Source organism: Actinomadura scrupuli, assembly GCF_050971785.1.
In the GTDB taxonomy this organism is placed as follows: domain Bacteria; phylum Actinomycetota; class Actinomycetes; order Streptosporangiales; family Streptosporangiaceae; genus Actinomadura_E; species Actinomadura_E scrupuli.
The window spans coordinates 762,564-780,628 of the sequence record NZ_JBPCCU010000001.1 but is presented as its reverse complement, the minus strand read 5'-3'; the positions used below and the strand labels follow the sequence as shown (position 1 = coordinate 780,628).

Below are 18,065 nucleotides of genomic sequence, written 5' to 3'. Positions count from 1 at the left end.
CTGATCAACCGTGGACGGCGTACGCTAGGCAGATCTACCAGAACCGCAATGGATGGGTGATGGAGACCTGGTTCGCTGAACGGCCCGTGGGCGACCTGCGCCCCGGCGATCATGCGTGGTTGGCCTTCGCCAACGGCGAAGAGCAGAACCGCGTGATCGGTGACTTCGTGTTCGACGGCCTGAAGACCCAGGAGAAGGTCGTCTACGTCACCGACTCCCGGCCGTTGGAGCTTCCCGGTCTGCTGACTCGCTACGGTATCGACCCCACGCCCTTCACCGAGGTCGGACAGCTGCGGCTGATCCCGCCGGACAAGGCCTGCCGGACCCATGGCCGGTTCGATCCGGACCGGATGTTGATGACACTCGACCAGGAGATCTCCGTCGCCTTCGACCAGGGCTACCGGGCCGTCCGCGTCACCGCGGACATGGGCTGGGCACTGCGGGAGCCCGGCGGCTCGGATCTCATGCTCGGCTGTGAGCAGGGTTTCGAAGCCGCCGTCGCCCCGAGCACCATGACCATGGCGATCTGCCAGGTCGATCGGAGTAGTTGCAGCCCCGACGAGCTCACCGCCCTTAGGAACACTCACGAGGTACTCGTGGAAGTGAACCCCGAATTCGATGACGGCATTCTGAAGATCACCCGTACGTTCGCGCCGCACGGCCTGCGGCTCGAAGGTGAACTCGACGGGGCACGGCACGCCGTGTTCGCCGAGACGCTCTCGTCGGTGGCGGTGGCGGTGACCAGGAGCAAGGTCCACCTCGACTTCACCCGGCTCAGCTTCATCGATCTGGGCGCACTGAATCTGCTCGCGGTCTACGCGATGCAGTTGCCCAAGGGCGGCGGGCTCGTCCTGGACAATCTCCGCCCGGACGTCGAGCAAGTGATCGAGATGGTGGGCTGGCACCGGCTGCCCGGCATCTCCCGCGGGCGGGGAGCCGCATCGTGAGCAGAGACGAGAGGCTTGTGCACCAGGCACTGCTGTACGGCGGTGAAGCAGAGTTCCTCACCGCCACCGTTCCCTTCCTGAAGGCCGGTCTGGAGGCGGACGACGAGGTCCTGGCCGTCGTCCCCGGGCCCAGCTCGGCGGCGCTGCACGACATGCTCGGCTCCGACGCGGGCCCCGTGCGGTTCATCGACGCGGCCACCTTCTACCAGCACCCGGTCCGCACCATCGCGAGCTACAACGACATCGTGCACGCCGTCGCGCCGCGCCGGGTGCGGGTGCTCGCCGAGCCCTTCCTGCCGGGACGTTCCCCGCTGGAGACCGTCGAATGGTCCCGGTACGAAGCGGTGGTGAACGCCGCCTTCTCCACCACCCCGGCCCAGGTGATCTGCGGGTACGACACCCGGCGGGCGGCCCCCGAGGTTCTGGACGCCGCCCGGCGGACGCATCCGATGCTGGTCGGCTGGCACGGCACGCACCGCAACCGCGGCTACGACGACCCCGAGCGCTTCGGCGTCGACTGCGACCGGATGCCGTTGCCCGCTCCGGCGGAACTGCCGGTCACGCTGTCCTTCGAGCGACTGGAGGACCTCCGCGGGGTGCGGCGGTTCGTCGAGAGCCACGCCCGGCGGCTGGCGATGCACGGGCTGGAGATGGCGAAGTTCCGGCAGGCCGTGGACTCGGTGGTGGGCAACGCGATCAAGCACGGGTCGCCGCCGATGGAGCTGCGGCTGTGGGGCGAGGACGACTTCGTGGTCTGCGAGGTGGTCGACTTCGGCCACTGGCGGCCCGATGGGCTGGTCGGCTTCCTCCCGCCGGAGCCCGGCACCGGTTTCGAGGGGCTGTGGGGCGCCCGGATGCTGGTGGACGCCGTGCATGTGCGCACCGGCTGGTCCGGCACGGTCGTACGGCTGCGTACCCGGCTGCAGCCCGAGCCGCCGGGGCACTGACCGATCAGCGCCCGAGCCGGGGCGAGGCGACCGGCCGGCGTGTGGTCACGGCTTGGGCCCGCTCTCAGGTCGTGATGGCCGGGGGGTTTCCTCAGCCCGCCAGCAGCTCGGGCAGCAGCCGGGCCAGTGCCCGCAGCGCCTTGCCGCGGTGGCTGATGGCGTCCTTCTCCGCCGCGGTCAGCTCGGCGCTCGTCCGGGTGTCGCCGTCCACCATGAAGATCGGGTCGTAACCGAAGCCGCCGTCACCTCGAGGCGCCTCGATGATCCGGCCGTCCATCCGGCCCTCCACGGTGTGCTCTCCGCGCTCCGGCAGCACCAGCGCGGCCACGCAGACGAAGTGCGCGCCCCGGTCATCGGGCGCGACATCGCTGAGCTGGTCCAGGACGAGGTGGAGATTGGCCAAGTCCTTGTCCGGCGCGGCACTGCCGAAGCGGCCCGACCAGCGCGCGGAGAGCACCCCGGGCATGCCGTTCAGCGCGTCGACGCACAGCCCGGAGTCGTCGGAGATCGCGGGCAGCCCGGTGTGGGCGGCGATCGCCCGTGCCTTGAGCAGCGCGTTGCCGGCGAAGGTCAGCTCCGTCTCGGGCACGTCCGGCGCGTCCGGGAACTCCTCCAGCCCGACCACGTCGAAGCCGGCGAGCCGCCCATCCGGGTCGTCCGCCCGGAGCTCGTCGAGGATGCGGCGTAGTTCGACGATCTTCCCGGGATTCCGGGTCGCTAGGACGATCTTCATACCCTCTGCGTTACCTTCGTGAGCTCCGCGGTGCGGAGACGCGGGCGCCGGACGGCGGGGTCTCAGGCGGACAGTGCCGCGTGCTGGAGGCGGGTGAGCTCGGCACAACCGCCCAGGGCGAGGTCGAGCAGCGCGTCCAGCTCGGACCGGTCGAACGGCTGTCCCTCGGCGGTGCCCTGCACCTCGACGAACGCTCCGTCACCGGTGCAGACGACGTTCATGTCGGTGCCGGCGGCGACGTCCTCCTCGTAGCACAGGTCCAGCCGGGGCTCGCCGTTGACGACCCCCACGCTGATCGCGGCCACCGAGCCGATCAGGGGATTGCCCCTGGTCAGCTTGCGCTCGGTCATCCAGGCGACGGCGTCGGCCAGGGCGAGGTAGGCCCCGGTGATGGCCGCCGTGCGAGTGCCGCCGTCGGCCTGCAGCACGTCGCAGTCCAGGACCACGGTGTTGTCGCCGAACGCCTTGAAGTCCACGCAGGCGCGGAGCGACCGGCCGATGAGCCGGGAGATCTCCTGGGTGCGCCCGCCGATCTTGCCCTTCACCGACTCGCGGTCGTTACGGGTGTTGGTGGCGCGCGGCAGCATCGCGTACTCGGCGGTCAGCCAGCCGAGCCCGCTGTCCCGCCGCCAGCGCGGCACCGAGTTCTGTACGGAGGCGGCGCACAGCACGCGGGTGCCACCGAACTCGACGAGCACGGAACCCTCCGCGTTGTCGAGCCAGCCTCGCTGGAAACGGACGGGACGGAGCTGGTCGGTCGCACGACCATCGGGGCGGGACATGACCTCAGCTTATCGACCGCGATCGGGTTACCGGCACGGGATCTCGCCGGCCGGGATCACCCGCTCAGATCTCGTAGACGTCGCCCTCGTGGGCGAGCGCGATGCTGCCGGAGAAGCCGCTCTCCTTGGCCTCGGCGAAAGTGCGTTCCGGTCCGTCGTCGTCCCAGGGGATCAGATGGGTGAGCACGAGACTGGCCGCCCCCGCACGGGCGGCGTGCTCGCCGGCCTCCCGTCCCGTCAGGTGCAGATCCGGCGACATGCTCTGGTCGGCCCACGACGCCTCGCAGAGGAAGAGATCTGCCTGATCGGCGAGCCTCACCAGGGTGTCGCATTCACCGGTATCTGAGGAGTAGGCGAATGCACTGCCGCCGTGTTCGACGCGAAGGCCGTACGTTTCCACCGGATGATTCATACGGTCGGTGGTCACCGCAAAGGGCCCGATATCAAACGAGCCGGGAAGCAACGTCTCGAAGTCGAATGCCTCGCGCATGCCGGGGTCGGGATCGAGCCCGCATGCGCGCGCCAGCTGCTGTGCCGTGCCGGCGGGGCCGAACACCGGGATCTTGGGGAGTGCACCGGCCGGATGGTAGCGGCGCACCACCCAGTAGCCGCACAGGTCGAGGCAGTGGTCGTAGTGGAGATGGGAGACGAATATCGCGTCGATGTCGTACAGCCCGTGGTGACGTTTCAGCGAGCCGAGTGCGCCACTACCGAGATCGATCATCAGGGTGAATCCCTCGGCCTCGACCAGATAGCATGAGGCGGCACTTTCCGGCCCGGGGAAACTACCGGAGCAACCGATCACTGTGACGCGCATATTCCACTCCTCATTCGATCCGACCTTATCGGCTTTCCTGGCCGGAAGAGGTCAGTGCATTTTCCACGTCGCCTATCTCCGGGCCCAGGAAGCGGCGGCCGAACACGGCGAAGACGGCGGGGTCGCCGGTCGCGCGGAAACGGTGCAGAGGCGGGGGCGACGACTCGGCACGGGCGAGGTTCTGATCGTGCAGCACTCGGTAGACATCCTTAGCGGTCTCATCGGCGCTCGAGACCAGTGTGACCCCGTTCCCGACGACATACGAGATGACGCCGGTAAGCAATGGGTAATGCGTGCAGCCGAGGATGAGGGTGTCGCAGCCCGCGTCGACGATCGGTCGCAGATAGTCCGTGGCGACGTCGAGGAGCTCGTCGCTCATCGTCACTCCGCTCTCGACGAACTCCACGAACCGCGGGCACGCGACGCTGGTGAGCCGGATGTGCGGAGCCGCGGCGAACGCGTCCTCGTAGGACCGGCTGGTGACGGTGGCACGGGTGGCGATCAATCCGATCTTGCCGTTGCTCGTGGCGCGGGCCGCCCGCCTGGTGGCCGGAAAGATCACCTCGACGACGGGTACGTCGTAGCGCTCCCGGGCGTCGCGCAGCATCGCCGCGCTGGCACTGTTGCAGGCGATCACCAGCATCTTCACGCCCTCCTTGACCAGGTGGTCCAGGCAGTCGAGGGCGTAGGCGCGGACCTCGGCGATGGGCCTGGGGCCGTACGGCTGGTGGGCGGTGTCGGCGACGTACAGGATCGGCTCGCCGGGTAGCTGATCAAGGACGGCGCGGGCTACGGTGAGGCCACCGACTCCGCTGTCGAATATCCCGATCGGCGCATTGGACATGGTCCAACAGGCTAGGCGACATCCTGCCGTAACAGTGCGTCCTGCGCTCTACATCACACAGCTTCATGACGGCGGCATTGCCTGCTGAGGAGCCTGAACGACCGCCGCGGCGTCCGGCCGGGCGGCGTACCGGCCCGGGCGGGCGCCTCAGCCGCCCTCGGGCCTGCCGCGGCCGACCCGGGCGAGCTGGCGGCTCTGCGCCACCAGCCGGCCGGCCGAGTCCCAGATCTCCGCCTCCTCGTCGAACCAGCCGTCGCTGACCAGCCGGCCGCTGCCGTGCACCGCCAGCCAGCCGGGTGCCGGTACGGCGCGCATGTGCCAGGTCAGCTCGACGGTCGGGGCCCAGCCGTAGGAGCCGGTGTTGAACACCACCGGCGGCAGGGCGTCCACCGCGAGGGCGAGCACGAACGCGTCGGGGGCCTGCTCCTCGTGCAGCCGGAAGTAGGCGGCCTGTTCCAGCCGCCCGGTCGGCCGGCCGTCGAGCCAGCCCATCGTGGCCGGTTTGAACCGCATGTCGACCCGGTCGGCGAAGCCGCGGTCCCCCTTCTCGGACTCGAAGTGGAGGCACTCCTCGACCGGGGGCAGCGCGGGCGGCTCACCGGACCAGACCGGCTCGGCCGCGGCGGCGAGGGTGCCCGTGGTCACCGTGGCGTCCACCATCGAGTCGCCGTCCTGCACGAGGGAGACCCGGAAGGTGGCCGCGGTGCGGCCGGTCTTCCGTGATTCGACCCACACTTCGGCGGCGCCGGGCCGGGGCACCCGCAGGAAGTTGGCGCTCGTCGCGACGGGGTGTTCGTGCGGGGACGCGTCCAGGACCGCGCGCAGCATGGCCGCCATCAGGTAGCCGCCGTTGGGGGCCGTGCCGATGGAGAATCCGGCGTCGAGTTCGGCCTGGTAGCGCCCGTCCCGCACGCGCTTCACGGTGGTGGCGTCGTCGAACCTCGTCATGTGTCCTTCTTCTCCAGCCCCGGCGGGAAGCCGCGCCGCACCCAGCGAATCCCGTTCGGTTGGCACTTTATCCCTCCCGCCCGCCCGATCTACATGCGGTAGGAATGCATACAGATCACACCCATGCGACAGATCGGTACTCTTGGGAATCCACGGACGCGGAGAAGACCAGTGACGCTGCACGAATCGAAGCACGCCGGCTACACCGACCTCAGCCGACTCCACCAGAACTTCCTCGGCGAGGGCGATGCCTTCCAGCCCGGTGGCCCGCCTCCCAGCTCACCCGCCGCACCCGGCTCGGTGCCGCCGCCGAGCATGCCGCCGGCGGGCGGCTCTCCGGCGGCGCACTCGGTGGTGCCGGCGGCCCCGCCCGCGGCCCCCCAGCCGGTCCCGCAGCCTGCGTCACGGCTGTTCCAGCGTGTTCTCTACAAGCACGCCGACCTCGGCCCGCTCCGCTCCGACCCCGACCGGCGCCCCCCGGCCGGCGAGGACGACTGCTTCGACCAGCTCGCCCGCTTCGCCGAGTCCGAGTCGTGGGCCGGGCCGGTGTCGGCGAACCGTGGCGTGCCGGGCGCCGCGCAGCACGACGAGCTGTGGGTGCTGCGGGAGTACATCGAGTGGACCTTCGAACGGCTGCACCAGCAGCGCCAGGTCATCACCTCGCCCGACGGCGCCTACAGCCTGTTCAACACCGGGCTGGCCACCCCCCAGCAGGAGACCATCTACGGGCTGTTCGTGCCCAGCCGCAACGCGGACGGCGCGCCCTGGCAGCTGGCCGGCTGGTACCCGGAGTCCGAGCGCGAACTGCCCGACCACTTCCCCGACCTGCCCGGCTTCGCCACCTACACCGAGTCGCCGGGCGACTTCGTCTACGACTGGCGGCGTGAGCTGGCGGTGAATCCGAAGCACCTGCTGGAGTCGCAGGAGAACCTCGGCAGCCTGCCCGACCCGCTGCGCAGCAACCCCTACCAGGCCAGCCTGGTGCTGGAAGGCGCGGTCCGGCGGGCCGAGGCGCGGGTCCGGCGCAGCTACCGCGTCGCCGTGCCCTGCTGGGATCCGGCGGCCGAGCGCGTACAGCTGCTGCTGCCCCTCGCGCTGACCACCCCGGAGACGGTGGACGTGGCACTGATGGTGTCCTCGGAGGGCGAGGCCTACCGGGCGACGATGGTGCTGGGCCTGGACGTGGCCTACGCGCGCGCCCGCCTCATCGCCCGGCCCGAGGAGTGGCTCAGCGCCAAGTGACGGCGGGGCCGCGCAGCTCAGTCGGGGTCGGCGCCGTCGGCCTCGAAGGCCGACTCCTCCAGCAGCCGCAGGTTGATGTCCTGCGCCCACTCCGCCGCGAACCGCTTGATCCGCTGGATCTCCTCGTGGTCGAGGCCGTACTGCTCGAATTCGGCATCGTCCCTGATCTCCGCGGCCTCCAGCCTCGAGGCCAGGCGCTCGAGCGAGAAATCCCGTTCGTGTGAGCGGCCCAGCCACTCGAGCCGCTCGAAGCCGTACTCGCCCGCGAGCGAGGCGGCATCGATGAGGTCGCGTGCGATCCCGCGATCGTGCACCGCGCGCATCTTGAGGCCGACGGCGTCGTCGAAGCCGACGACCGGGCACGAGTTCACCACGATGGGGGACACCCGCAGCGTCGTCTTCATCAGATCGATCTCGCAGGACTCGCCCGTCGACGGATCGCTCACCAGAAGCCGGGCGAAACGGTGGTTGCCCGGCGCGGTCTCCACCACGAAGCCCTGTGCCCGGTAGCCGTCCGCGACCTGTTCCGTGAGCTGGTCCACGGGGAGGGGGCTCGCGGTCACGAAGTCGAGGTCCTTACTCGGCCGATCCACCAGACCATGGGCCTTCATGGCATAACCGCCCGCGAGGAACAACTCGTACTGCTCGCACAGGCCGAGCCCGGCCTCCAGCAGCACGATGACCAGCTCGTAGAGGGCCACCCGCTGGCGGAAGCCGTCCACGTGGTAGGAGGTGGAACCAGACCGGCAGAGGTCCAGGGGCGGCTCGACACGGCCGGCACGCGGACCATGGAGCTCCGAGAGGGAACGCGGGATCCACTCCGGAAGGCGGGCGGTCCGGCTCGGCGGCTCCGCCGATGAGGTCATGTCCCCAGTATGCCGAGCGGGACCCACCGCCCGTGCGGTGCCCGGCTAGGCCCAGAGCTGGCCTTCGAGCCGGGCCTCGGCCTCCTCCAGGGTGCCTGCGTAGGCGCCGGTGGAGAGGTACTTCCAGCCGCCGTCGGCGACCACGAAGGCGATGTCGGCGCGCTCCCCCGCCTTGACCGCCTTGGCAGCCATCCCGATCGCGGCGTGCAGCGCCCCGCCGGTCGAGATGCCGGCGAAGATGCCCTCCTGCTCGAGCAGCTCACGAGTCCGCCGCAGCGCCTCCCGGGACGGCACCGAGAACCGGGTGGTGAGCACGGAGGCGTCGTAGAGCTCGGGCACGAAGCCCTCGTCGATGTTGCGCAGGCCGTACACCAGCTCGCCGTAGCGGGGCTCAGCGGCAACGATCTTGATGTCCGGCACCTGCTCGCGCAGGAAGCGCCCGACGCCCATCAGCGTCCCGGTGGTGCCCAGCCCCGCCACGAAATGGGTGATCGTCGGCAGGTCCGCGAGGATCTCCGGGCCGGTCGTCTCGTAGTGCGCGAGGGCGTTCGCCTCGTTGCCGTACTGGTAGAGCATCACCCAGTCCGGGTGCTCGGCCGCCAGCCCCTTGGCCACCCGGACCGCCTCGTTGGACCCGCCGGCCGCGGGCGAGGAGATGATCTGCGCTCCCCACATCTCCAGCAGCTGGCGGCGCTCGGCCGAGGTGTTCTCCGGCATGACACAGATCACGTTGTAGCCGCGCAGCTTGGCGACCATGGCCAGCGAGATGCCGGTGTTCCCCGAGGTGGGCTCCAGGATGGTGCAGCCCGGGGCGAGCCGTCCCTCCTTCTCGGCCCGCTGGATCATGTACAGCGCCGCCCGGTCCTTGACCGAACCGGTCGGGTTGCGGTCCTCCAGCTTGGCCCACAGGCGTACGTCACCGGACGGGGACAGCCTGGGCAGCCCGATCAGCGGGGTACCGCCGAGCGAGTCCAGCAGGGAGTCGAATCTCACCGCCGGCCACCGGCGACGGCGGGCAGCACGGTGACGCTGTCGCCGTCGGAGACCTGGGTGTCGAGACCGCCGAGGAAGCGGACGTCCTCGTCGTTGAGGTAGACGTTCACGAACCGGCGCAGTCCCTTGTCGTCGACCAGCCGGTCGCGCAGGCCGGGGTGCCGGACGTCGAGGTCGGTGAAGAGCTCGTCGAGCGTGCCGCCCTTGCCTTCAACCGCCTTGGCTCCGTCGGTGAGGTTGCGCAGGATCGTCGGGATCCGGACCTCGATCGCCATGGGAATGCTCACTTTCGCGTTGTTCGGACCGGCCACCGGTGTCAACACGGCGACGCGCCCGGGGAATTCCAGAGAGGGAGGGTTTGACCGGGAACTCGGCAGTACGCGTCAGAGACAGTCGTAGACGACTTCGACACGCGTGTGCCCGAACAGAAAGTTCTGCACAGGCGGCACGGGGAAGACGTGTCCCGCCCTCCGCTGGATCGTCCGCATGAGTCCAGTTTACCGAGTCAGGCGTACGCCGCCACGACACGGACCTCTTCCTCGGTCACCTGGCCGTCGACGATGCGGTACGAGCGGAACTCGACGTCCTCGGGCTCCCGGGTGGACACCAGCACGTAGTGGGCGTTGGGCTCGGAGGCGTAGCTGATGTCGGTGCGCGAGGGGTAGGCCTCGGTGGCGGTGTGGGAGTGGTAGATCACGACCGGCTCCTCGTCCTGGTCGTCCATCTCCCGCCACACCCGGAACTGCTCCATGGAGTCGAACCGGTAGAAGGTCGGCGAGCGCTCGGCGTTCTCCATCGGGATGAAACGGCCGGGCCGGTCCGAGCCCGCCGCCCCCGCGACCACGCCACACGCCTCGTCGGGGTGATCGGCGCGCGCATGCGCGATGATCTTGTCAACGATGGCCTGCTCGATGGTCAGCATGCCCCAAAGCTTAGTGAAGGCTCACAGGCTGTTGACGAGGGTGTCCTGGAGCAGCGTCAGCCAGTCGTAGATCGCGAACATCGCGTAGCGCGGATCGTCCCAGTCGAGGGCGGCCAGCCGCTCGTGGGAGTCCTCGGTGATCTCCAGCCGGGTGCCGAGCGCGAGCCGCAGGTCGTTGAGCGCCCGCAGCCAGGCCTGGGCCTCCTCGTCCGACAGGATGACCTTGCCGCCGGTGCCGAAGTCCCCGCTCAGGCTCTTCAGCATGGTCTCGGCGGCGGCCCGCTTGCCGTCGCGCAGCGAGGCCTCGGTGTAACGGCGGAACTCCACGGCCGCCGCCGGATCCTCCTCCTGGTAGCCGTCGGGGAACAGCCGTGCCAGCACCGGATCGTCGGGGATCTCGGTGTTCTCCGAGATCCCGAGCTCGGCCAGGCCCGGGTCACCGTCGGGCAGCCGGCTCATGAGTTCCAGCAGCTGCTCGGCCAGGCCGCGCAGAATCGCGGCCTCCTCCTCCACCAGATCGAGGGTGATCCGCTTCTCGTCGTCGTGCCGGAACCCTCTGGACATTCAGTCGTCCCGCTTGACCGTGGCCCAGAGGCCATAGGAATGCAAGATCTCCACGTCGCGTTCCATCTCCTCGCGGGTGCCGTTCGACACGACGGCACGGCCCTTGTGGTGGACGTCGAGCATGAGCTTTTCTGCCTTGTCCTTGGCATAACCGAAAACCGTCTGGAAAACATATGTCACGTACGACATCAGATTGATCGGGTCGTTCCACACGATCGCCAGCCACGGCCGGTCGGGGCTCATCTCCTCGTCCGTCGTGGGCTGCTCGATCTCGACCGGTGATGGCGCGGTCAACTTGAGCCCCCTTCCTCCGCATGGACCTGCCCATCCATGGTGCACACACCGAGCCCTAGTGTTCCACTCGTGAATGTCCCAAGCTCGCTGCTCACAGATCATTATGAGCTGACCATGCTGCAAGGGGCCGTCAAGAGCGGCACCGCGTCGCGCAGGTCGGTCTTCGAGGTGTTCGCCCGGCACCTGCCCGCGGGACGCCGGTACGGCGTGGTCGCCGGCACCGGGCGGCTCCTCGACGCGCTGGAGTCGTTCGTCTTCGACGGGCCCGCGCTGGAGTTCCTGACCTCCAGCGGCGTGGTCGACGACGACACGGCCACCTGGCTCTCGGACTACCGGTTCTCCGGGAACATCTGGGGCTACGCCGAGGGCGACTGCTACTTCCCCGGCTCGCCCATCCTCGTCGTGGAGGGCACGTTCGCCGAGGCGGTGCTCCTGGAGACCCTGGCCCTGTCGGTGCTCAACCACGACTGCGCGATCGCCTCGGCGGCCTCCCGGATGGTGCACGCCGCCGGCGACCGCCCGCTGATCGAGATGGGGTCCCGGCGCACCCACGAGAAGGCCGCGGTTGCCGCTGCCCGCGCGGCGTACCTGGCCGGGTTCGCCACCACCTCCAACCTGGCGGCCGGCCGTGTCTACGGCGTGCCGACCGCGGGCACCAGCGCCCACGCGTTCACGCTGCTGCACGACAGCGAACGGCACGCCTTCGCGGCCCAGCTGGCCTCGTCCGGGCCCGGCACCACGCTGCTGGTCGACACCTACGACGTCGAACGGGCGGTCCGCACGGCGGTGGAGCTGGCCGGTCCAGCGCTGGGGGCCGTACGGCTGGACAGCGGGGACCTGGGGGCCGTGGCCCGGGAGGTGCGCGCCCTCCTGGACTCGCTGGGCGCCCCCGAGACCAGGATCGTCGTCACCGGCGATCTCGACGAGTACGCGATCGCGGCGCTGGCCGCGGCCCCCGTCGACGGGTACGGCGTCGGTACCTCGCTGGTCACCGGCTCCGGCGCGCCCACCGCGGCGCTGGTCTACAAACTCGTCGCCCGCGCCGACTCCGCGGACCCCGGCGCGCCGCTGCGGCCGGTGGCCAAGCTCTCCGTGGGCAAGCCCAGCATCGGCGGCCGCAAGTGGGCGTTCCGGCACCGCGACGGCACGGGCACGGCCCAGGCGGAGATCGTCTCCACCGGCAGCCCCGAACCGGGACCGCACGACCGCCCCCTGCTGATCCCCCTGGTCCGTGACGGCGAGGTGGTGCACCGGGAGCCGCTGAAGGCCGCCCGGGAGCGGCACGTCCTCGCCCTCGCGGAGCTGCCCTCGCACTCCCTGCAGCTCTCCCGCGGCTACGCCGCCATCCCCACCGAGTTCCAGGTCTGACGCCGTCCGGCCGATCCGGGCCGGTCGGCGAGCCGTTGCCGATTCCCGCCGACCGGCGCGCCCATAGTGGGGACATGGCCGCATCGTCCTCGTGGGACTCCAGCCCGGGGTTCCTGCTCTGGCACGCCAACCTCCGCTGGCAGCGGAGCATCACCATGGCGCTCAAGCCGCTCGGGCTGACCCACGTCCAGTTCGTGCTGCTGGCGAGCGCCTATTGGCTGGGCAGGAACGCGGAGCCGCCCAGCCAGCGGGAGCTCGCCGATCACGCCGGTACGGACGCGATGATGACCTCCCAGGTCGTCCGGACCCTGGAGGGCAAGGGGCTCATCGACCGGACGGCCGACCCGGCGGACTCCCGGGTGAAGCGCCTGCACGTCACCCAGGCCGGCCGTACGGTCGCGCTGCGCGCCATCGAGAAGGTCGAGGCGGCCGACCGCGACTACTTCCGGCAGGTGGCCCATCCCGATCTGCTGATCCCCCAGCTCCGCTCGCTGGCACTGCCGGGCGCCACGGCGCGATCGCGGCCCGCCGGGGCGTCCGCCCGGCGGCGGCCCGAAGGCCATGGCCGGGACTCAACGTCGGCGGGCCCGTGAGGTAGCGTCCGGTTCAGGACGAACTCCGCGATAACAGGCGGGGGCCGCCGCCCGACGCCACAGGGAGCATCCGATGAACCGCGCACTGATCATCGTGGATGTGCAGAACGACTTCTGCGAGGGAGGCTCGCTTCCCGTGGGCGGCGGCGCGGAGGTCGCCACGGCGATCTCCGGCTACGTCTCCGGGCACCCCGGCCGCTACGCCCACATCGTGGCCACCCGTGACTTCCACTTCGACCCCGGCGGCCATTTCTCCGCCGAGCCGGACTTCGAGCACACCTGGCCGCCGCACTGCGTGATCGGCACGCCGGGCGCGGACTTCCACCCGAACCTCGCGCTGGCCCCCATCGAGAGCGTGTTCAGCAAGGGCCGGAACGCTGCCGCCTACAGCGGCTTCGAAGGCGCGTCGGACGACCAGGTCCCGCTGGCCGACTGGCTGCGCGAACGCGAGGTGGACACCGTGGACGTGGTGGGCATCGCCACCGACCACTGCGTGCGCGCCACCGCGATCGACGCGGCCAGAGAGGGCTTCCGGACCACGGTGCTGCTGGACCTGACCGCCGGGGTGGCCGCGGGGACCACCGAGCGGGCCCTCAGCGTGCTCCGCGCCGAGGGCGTCGAGCTCTCCGGTGAGCCCGTGGTGCGGCCGTAGCGTGATCAAGCCGGTAAACCGGGTATGCAACTGCCCGTGACTGACGCAGAGCACACCACGAAGCCGAAGATCATCCTGGTGATGGGCGTCTCCGGCAGCGGCAAGACCACCATCGGCGGGATGCTGGCCGGCCGCCTGGGCCGGGAGTACGCCGAGGCCGACGACTTCCACCCGGCGGCCAACCTGGAGAAGATGCGGTCGGGGCAGCCCCTCACCGACGAGGACCGCTGGCCCTGGCTGCAGCGGATCGCCGACTGGATCGACGAGCGCCTCGCCTCCGGCACCCCGGCCGTGGTGACCTGCTCGGCGCTCAAGCGGAAGTACCGCGACGTGCTGCGCCGCCCCGGCGTCACAGTCGTCTACCTCGAGGTCGACCCCGAGGTGCTCACCCGCCGGATGGCCGCCCGGCACGGCCACTTCTTCCCCGCCAAGCTGCTGGAGAGCCAGCTCAAGGATCTGGAGCCGCCGGCGCCGGAAGAGCACGCCCACTACGTCACCGCCTCCGGGGAGCCGCCGGCCGAGATCGTCCAGCGGATCGTCGACGAGCTCCACCTGAACGCGGACTGACCGAACGGTCGAGCCCTCCCCGGAACCGCCCGCCGCCCGCCCGGTCGCCACCTGGCATCGTCGCCCGGGACGATACCGAAGGGCCTAACTCCGCTTCGCGGCCCAGTCGCGGATCTTGGCAATCCGCTTGCGGAGGTCGTCGCCGGAGGCCTGGGCGGCCGGCGGGCCGCCGCAGGTGCGCCGCAGCTCGTTGTGGATGACCCCGTGCGGCTGGCCGGTGCGGTGGTTCCACGCCCCCACCAGGCCGTTGAGCTCCTTGCGCAGCGCCTGCAGATCCTCCGAGGCGGTGCGCTCGGGCTCCGGCGCGCCGCGGCCGCGCTGCTTGCGCTGGGCGGCGAGCTGACCGGCCTGGCGCTGGCGCAGCAGCTGGGTCACCTGCTCGGGCTCCAGCAGCCCCGGAATGCCGAGGAACTCCTGCTCATCGTCGGAGCCGGACTCGGCGTGCGTCCCGAACTCACCGCCGTCGTAGAGCACCCGGTCGAACGTGGCGGAGGCCTCCACGGTCTCGAACTCGAGCTCCTCCCCCACGTCGGGGTTGTCGTTCTGCCGGTTGGCCTCGGCGAGCAGGTCGTCGTCGAGGCCGTCCTCGCGCCGGGGCCGGTCGAGCACGTGGTCGCGCTCGGTCTCCATCTCGGACGCGTGCCCCATCAGGGTCGGCACCGACGGCAGGAACACCGAGGCGGTCTCACCACGCCGCCGCGACCGGACGAAGCGGCCGATCGCCTGGGCGAAGAACAGCGGGGTGGAGGTGCTGGTGGCGTAGACCCCCACGGACAGCCGCGGGATGTCGACCCCCTCCGAGACCATGCGGACGGCCACCAGCCACCGGTCCTCGGACTCGCTGAACTGCTTGATCTTCTTGCTGGCGTTGGGGTCGTCGGAGAGCACGACGGTGGCGCCCTGCCCGCTCACCCCGCGGATCATCTTGGCGTACGCCCGCGCCGTCTCGTGGTCGGTCGCGATCACCATGCCGCCGGCGTCGGGGACCCCCCGGCGCACCTCGGTCAGCCGCTTGTCCGCCGCGGCGATCACCTGGCGGATCCAGTCTCCCTTGGGGTCGAGCGCCGCCCGCCACGCCTGCGCGGTCTGGTCCTGGGTGAGCGGCTCGCCCAGCGTGGCGGTGATCTCGTCGCCGGCCCGGGTCCGCCAGCGCATCTCCCCGGCGTAGGCGAGGAAGATGACGGGGCGGACCACCCCGTCCGCCAGCGCGGGGCCGTAGCCGTAGGTGTAGTCGGCGCGGCTGCGCCGGATCCCGTCGTGTCCCTCCTCGTACTCCACGAACGGGATGGGGTTGATGTCGGTGCGGAACGGCGTGCCGCTCAGCCCCAGCCTGCGGACCGCCGGCTCGAACGCCTCCCGGATCGCGTCGCCCCAGGACAGCCCGTCACCGGCGTGGTGCACCTCGTCCAGGATCACCAGGGTCTTACGGGCCTCGGTGCGGTTGCGGTGCAGCATCGGCCGGGCGGCGACCGTGGCGTAGGTGACCGCGACACCGTGGAAGTCGCGGGCGGTGCGTCCCTGTGAGTTCTGGAACTCGGGGTCGATCTTGATGCCGACCCGGGAGGCCGCCTCCGCCCACTGCCGCTTGAGGTGCTCGGTCGGGCAGACCACGGTGATCCCCGCGACGATCCGCCGCTCCAGCAGCTCCCGCGCGAGCCGCAGCGCGAAGGTCGTCTTGCCCGCGCCGGGCGTGGCGACGGTGAGGAAGTCGCGCGGCCCGTGACCCTGGGCGCGGGCCTCGCCGTCGCCGTCGCCGTCGCTCGCGGCGGGCGGACGGCCGCCGGGCGCCTTGAAGTAGATCTCCAAAGCCTGCTGCTGCCAGGCGCGCAGGGACGGGGCGGTCCCCCAGGCGGCCCGCTCCGGGAAGGCTGGGGGCATGCTCGATGCGGCGAAGGTGCTCACGGTATTGGAAGGTTACCGAGCCTCACCGACAGGACGTGCCGACCGCGCGAAGGTCCCAGCAAACCCATCGGCGCCGTGTTAACGGCGGATACCCGGATCCGCGGGTGCCCGCGCCACCCGCGGAAGAGGCGGACATCACACCCCCGGTTCCTACCTCTGGGACGCCCGCGCCGCCCCGGCGCCGCCGCGGTAGACGGTCCAGACCGCGCGGATCCGGTCGCCCTGGCCGGCGGTGAACTCGTTCATGCAGGCGTCGAAGCCGTAGTCCATGAAGTTGTGCACGGGGTCGGTGCCCGTGGCCAGGCAGGTGTCCTTGACCAGCGGGCAGCCCTGGGTGGGCACGCCTTCGTACGGCGTGTCGTCCACCGCGTCGCCGGGGGCCAGGCAGCCGTTCTCGAAGGTGTGCAGGAGCCCGAGCCAGTGCCCCACCTCGTGGACCGCGGTGTAGCCGCGGTTGAAGCGGGGATTGCTCCCGCCCGGGATGCTGCGGTAATCGATCATGACTCCGTCGAGCACCGGCTGCAGGGCGTACCACTGCGGGAACGTCGAGATGCCGAGGATGTCGACGCCGACGGCCGCGCTGTAGAGGTTGAGCGTGCCGGGACCGCCCCGGCGCAGTGCGGTCTTCAGCTGCCGCTCGTACACCCGGGGAGCGGCGAACCAGTCGGCGTTGCTGGTGACGTCCGTCGCGATCAGCCGGAACGAGACCCCGGTGTCGGCGCCGCCGGTCCGGCCCGAGTACGCCGCGTTGAGGGCGGCGATCTGCCCGGCGACCTCGGCGGCCGACAACCGCCCCTGGTCGCCGGAGGCGATCACGTGGAAACGCACCGGGACCTGGATCGTGTCCGGCAGCCGGGGCCCCAGCCGGCGGTCGTCGGGCTCGCCGAACCGGCGGGACAGCCTGCGGCGCAGATCGCCCAGGAGACCTGCCACCTGCGCGTGGGACAGGGAGTCGCGTTCGCGCAGGACCCGGTGCGCGAGCCTGGATGCGCGCCAGGATGGGGTGCGGCACCCCGGTGCGACGGTCCCGTCCGCCGAGATATGGCGGGTGCCGGGCATCGGACAGATGATCGTCGCCGCCACCCCGAGCATGACGAAAAGAACTCGCCGCCTCATGAATCCCCCGACCTAAGACGGCTCGTATGCAGAGCAGCCGCACCGTCACCCAGTGTGACTGCCCACGTTATTCCTCGCCGCCGCCCTTCGGCATGCCTTCGAAGATCTCTTTGCACTCCGGGCACACGGGGTACTTCTTCGGGTCACGGTTGGGTACCCACACTTTGCCGCACAGCGCGATGACCGGCGTGCCGGTGACGGCACTCTCGGTGATCTTCGCCTTCTTGACATAGTGCGCGAACCGCTCGTGATCGCCGTCGCCGTGCGAGAGATCTGGCCGGGTGTCGCTCTCTGGAAGGATCTTGGTGCTCACGCCGACAGTTTAGTTAAGACTCGGGTCGTCCGGGAAAGTCGCGACGAAGGCGAGGTCACCGCCCTGCCTGCGGAGCACCGCCTGCCAGAGGTGCTCGGGATCGTCGATGAAGGCGTCGCCCGGCACGGCGGGCACCACGTACCACGCGCCCTCTTCGATCTCTGACCGAAGCTGGCCATCGCTCCAGCCCGCGTAACCCGCGAAGACGCGGAACTGGGCCACGTCCGCGGCGACCAGGTCGGGCGGAGTGTCCAGGTCCACCAGCCCGACCCGCGCGACGGCCGGCGGCCCGTCCAGCGCCCGCCAGCCGACCGGCCCGGACCCGCCGGCCCCGCCGTTCCCGCTCGTCATGCGGGCCAGCGCCAGCGCCGTGTCGAGCGCCACCGGCCCGCCCTGGAACACCACGGACGGCCCGGTCACCAGCCCTGCCCAGGGTGGCAGCACCTGCTCCACCGGCACCTCGGTGGGACGGTTGAGCACCACCCCGATGGTGCCCTCCCGCTCGTCGTGCTCGAGCAGCAGAACGACGCTCCGCCGGAAGTTGGGATCGTCGAGCAGGGGGGTCGCGACCAGGAGGCGGCCCACCGCGATGGCGTCGTGCATGGACTCCATCATGCGGTGCCGTCCGACCAGGGCCCACCGAGTTATCGCGTTA

At 70.5% G+C, this 18,065-nt stretch carries 22 protein-coding genes; 7 read left to right on the top strand and 15 right to left on the bottom strand.

Features of this window, described 5'->3' with window-relative positions; translation table 11 throughout:
- Positions 1–59 precede the first annotated feature (59 nt).
- On the top strand, positions 60–947 hold the full coding sequence (locus ACRYCC_RS03625; RefSeq protein ID WP_433808644.1) for an MEDS domain-containing protein: 888 nt from the start codon (positions 60–62) through the stop codon (positions 945–947).
- Complete coding sequence (locus ACRYCC_RS03620) at positions 944–1,894, top strand: anti-sigma factor RsbA family regulatory protein (RefSeq protein WP_433808642.1); 951 nt, start codon at positions 944–946, stop codon at positions 1,892–1,894. The genes ACRYCC_RS03625 and ACRYCC_RS03620 overlap by 4 nt, the downstream gene beginning before the upstream one ends.
- Before the next feature lie 91 nt (positions 1,895–1,985).
- On the opposite strand, the gene rdgB is transcribed toward ACRYCC_RS03620, so the two are convergent.
- The 5 genes from rdgB to ACRYCC_RS03595 all read right to left on the bottom strand — a co-directional run bounded on the left by rdgB (position 1,986) and on the right by ACRYCC_RS03595 (position 6,018).
- A complete protein-coding gene (rdgB, locus tag ACRYCC_RS03615; RefSeq protein ID WP_433808640.1) occupies positions 1,986–2,627 on the bottom strand; it encodes an RdgB/HAM1 family non-canonical purine NTP pyrophosphatase in 642 nt (213 codons plus the stop codon).
- A gap of 62 nt (positions 2,628–2,689) precedes the next feature.
- Positions 2,690–3,409, bottom strand: a complete 720-nt coding sequence (gene rph, locus ACRYCC_RS03610; RefSeq protein WP_433808638.1) for a ribonuclease PH — start codon at positions 3,407–3,409, stop codon at positions 2,690–2,692.
- 64 nt (positions 3,410–3,473) lie between these two features.
- Positions 3,474–4,226 carry an MBL fold metallo-hydrolase gene (locus tag ACRYCC_RS03605; RefSeq protein ID WP_433808636.1) on the bottom strand — a complete coding sequence of 251 codons (753 nt, stop codon included), beginning with the start codon at positions 4,224–4,226 and terminating at the stop codon, positions 3,474–3,476.
- A 25-nt stretch (positions 4,227–4,251) separates the two neighbouring features.
- Positions 4,252–5,070, bottom strand: a complete 819-nt coding sequence (gene murI / locus ACRYCC_RS03600; RefSeq protein ID WP_433808634.1) for a glutamate racemase — start codon at positions 5,068–5,070, stop codon at positions 4,252–4,254.
- A 147-nt stretch (positions 5,071–5,217) separates the two neighbouring features.
- Positions 5,218–6,018 carry a thioesterase family protein gene (locus ACRYCC_RS03595; RefSeq protein WP_433808632.1) on the bottom strand — a complete coding sequence of 267 codons (801 nt, stop codon included), beginning with the start codon at positions 6,016–6,018 and terminating at the stop codon, positions 5,218–5,220.
- 171 nt (positions 6,019–6,189) lie between these two features.
- Between ACRYCC_RS03595 and ACRYCC_RS03590 the strand changes: the two genes are divergently transcribed.
- Positions 6,190–7,260: a DUF3825 domain-containing protein gene (locus ACRYCC_RS03590; protein ID WP_433808630.1), complete on the top strand. Its 1,071-nt coding sequence runs from the start codon at positions 6,190–6,192 to the stop codon at positions 7,258–7,260.
- Between the two features lie 17 nt (positions 7,261–7,277).
- On the opposite strand, the gene ACRYCC_RS03585 is transcribed toward ACRYCC_RS03590, so the two are convergent.
- The 6 genes from ACRYCC_RS03585 to clpS form a co-directional block, all read right to left on the bottom strand.
- Positions 7,278–8,126, bottom strand: a complete 849-nt coding sequence (locus ACRYCC_RS03585) for a nucleotidyl transferase AbiEii/AbiGii toxin family protein (RefSeq protein ID WP_433808628.1) — start codon at positions 8,124–8,126, stop codon at positions 7,278–7,280.
- 45 nt (positions 8,127–8,171) lie between these two features.
- Positions 8,172–9,119 (bottom strand): PLP-dependent cysteine synthase family protein, encoded by a 948-nt coding sequence (locus ACRYCC_RS03580; RefSeq protein WP_433808626.1) that lies wholly within the window; start codon positions 9,117–9,119, stop codon positions 8,172–8,174.
- Entirely contained in the window at positions 9,116–9,394 is a 279-nt protein-coding gene (locus ACRYCC_RS03575; RefSeq protein WP_433808624.1) for a MoaD/ThiS family protein, read from the bottom strand. Before ACRYCC_RS03575 ends, ACRYCC_RS03580 begins: the two co-directional genes overlap by 4 nt.
- Positions 9,395–9,624: 230 nt before the next feature.
- Complete coding sequence (locus ACRYCC_RS03570) at positions 9,625–10,041, bottom strand: M67 family metallopeptidase (protein ID WP_433808622.1); 417 nt, start codon at positions 10,039–10,041, stop codon at positions 9,625–9,627.
- 21 nt (positions 10,042–10,062) lie between these two features.
- Positions 10,063–10,605 carry a DUF2017 domain-containing protein gene (locus tag ACRYCC_RS03565; RefSeq protein ID WP_433808620.1) on the bottom strand — a complete coding sequence of 181 codons (543 nt, stop codon included), beginning with the start codon at positions 10,603–10,605 and terminating at the stop codon, positions 10,063–10,065.
- Positions 10,606–10,848, bottom strand: coding sequence for an ATP-dependent Clp protease adapter ClpS (gene clpS / locus ACRYCC_RS03560; protein WP_433809908.1), 243 nt, complete (start codon positions 10,846–10,848; stop codon positions 10,606–10,608).
- Positions 10,849–10,935: 87 nt separating this feature from the next.
- Here clpS and ACRYCC_RS03555 point away from each other — a divergent pair, with 87 nt between their 5' ends.
- The 4 genes from ACRYCC_RS03555 to ACRYCC_RS03540 all read left to right on the top strand — a co-directional run bounded on the left by ACRYCC_RS03555 (position 10,936) and on the right by ACRYCC_RS03540 (position 14,079).
- Positions 10,936–12,267 carry a nicotinate phosphoribosyltransferase gene (locus ACRYCC_RS03555; RefSeq protein WP_433808616.1) on the top strand — a complete coding sequence of 444 codons (1,332 nt, stop codon included), beginning with the start codon at positions 10,936–10,938 and terminating at the stop codon, positions 12,265–12,267.
- A 74-nt stretch (positions 12,268–12,341) separates the two neighbouring features.
- Positions 12,342–12,860 carry a MarR family winged helix-turn-helix transcriptional regulator gene (locus tag ACRYCC_RS03550; protein WP_433808614.1) on the top strand — a complete coding sequence of 173 codons (519 nt, stop codon included), beginning with the start codon at positions 12,342–12,344 and terminating at the stop codon, positions 12,858–12,860.
- Between the two features lie 73 nt (positions 12,861–12,933).
- Positions 12,934–13,512, top strand: a complete 579-nt coding sequence (locus ACRYCC_RS03545; RefSeq protein ID WP_433808612.1) for a nicotinamidase — start codon at positions 12,934–12,936, stop codon at positions 13,510–13,512.
- Positions 13,513–13,548: 36 nt separating this feature from the next.
- Entirely contained in the window at positions 13,549–14,079 is a 531-nt protein-coding gene (locus ACRYCC_RS03540; RefSeq protein WP_433808610.1) for a gluconokinase, read from the top strand.
- Positions 14,080–14,163: 84 nt separating this feature from the next.
- Here ACRYCC_RS03540 and ACRYCC_RS03535 read toward each other — a convergent pair whose 3' ends face one another.
- From ACRYCC_RS03535 to ACRYCC_RS03520, 4 genes are all read right to left on the bottom strand, one after another.
- Positions 14,164–15,957 carry a DEAD/DEAH box helicase gene (locus ACRYCC_RS03535; protein ID WP_433809907.1) on the bottom strand — a complete coding sequence of 598 codons (1,794 nt, stop codon included), beginning with the start codon at positions 15,955–15,957 and terminating at the stop codon, positions 14,164–14,166.
- A gap of 174 nt (positions 15,958–16,131) precedes the next feature.
- Positions 16,132–17,040 (bottom strand): zinc metalloprotease, encoded by a 909-nt coding sequence (locus ACRYCC_RS03530; RefSeq protein WP_433808608.1) that lies wholly within the window; start codon positions 17,038–17,040, stop codon positions 16,132–16,134.
- Positions 17,041–17,164: 124 nt separating this feature from the next.
- Positions 17,165–17,410: a DUF3039 domain-containing protein gene (locus ACRYCC_RS03525; RefSeq protein ID WP_433808606.1), complete on the bottom strand. Its 246-nt coding sequence runs from the start codon at positions 17,408–17,410 to the stop codon at positions 17,165–17,167.
- A gap of 9 nt (positions 17,411–17,419) precedes the next feature.
- On the bottom strand, positions 17,420–18,013 hold the full coding sequence (locus tag ACRYCC_RS03520; protein ID WP_433808604.1) for a YqgE/AlgH family protein: 594 nt from the start codon (positions 18,011–18,013) through the stop codon (positions 17,420–17,422).
- Positions 18,014–18,065 lie beyond the last annotated feature (52 nt).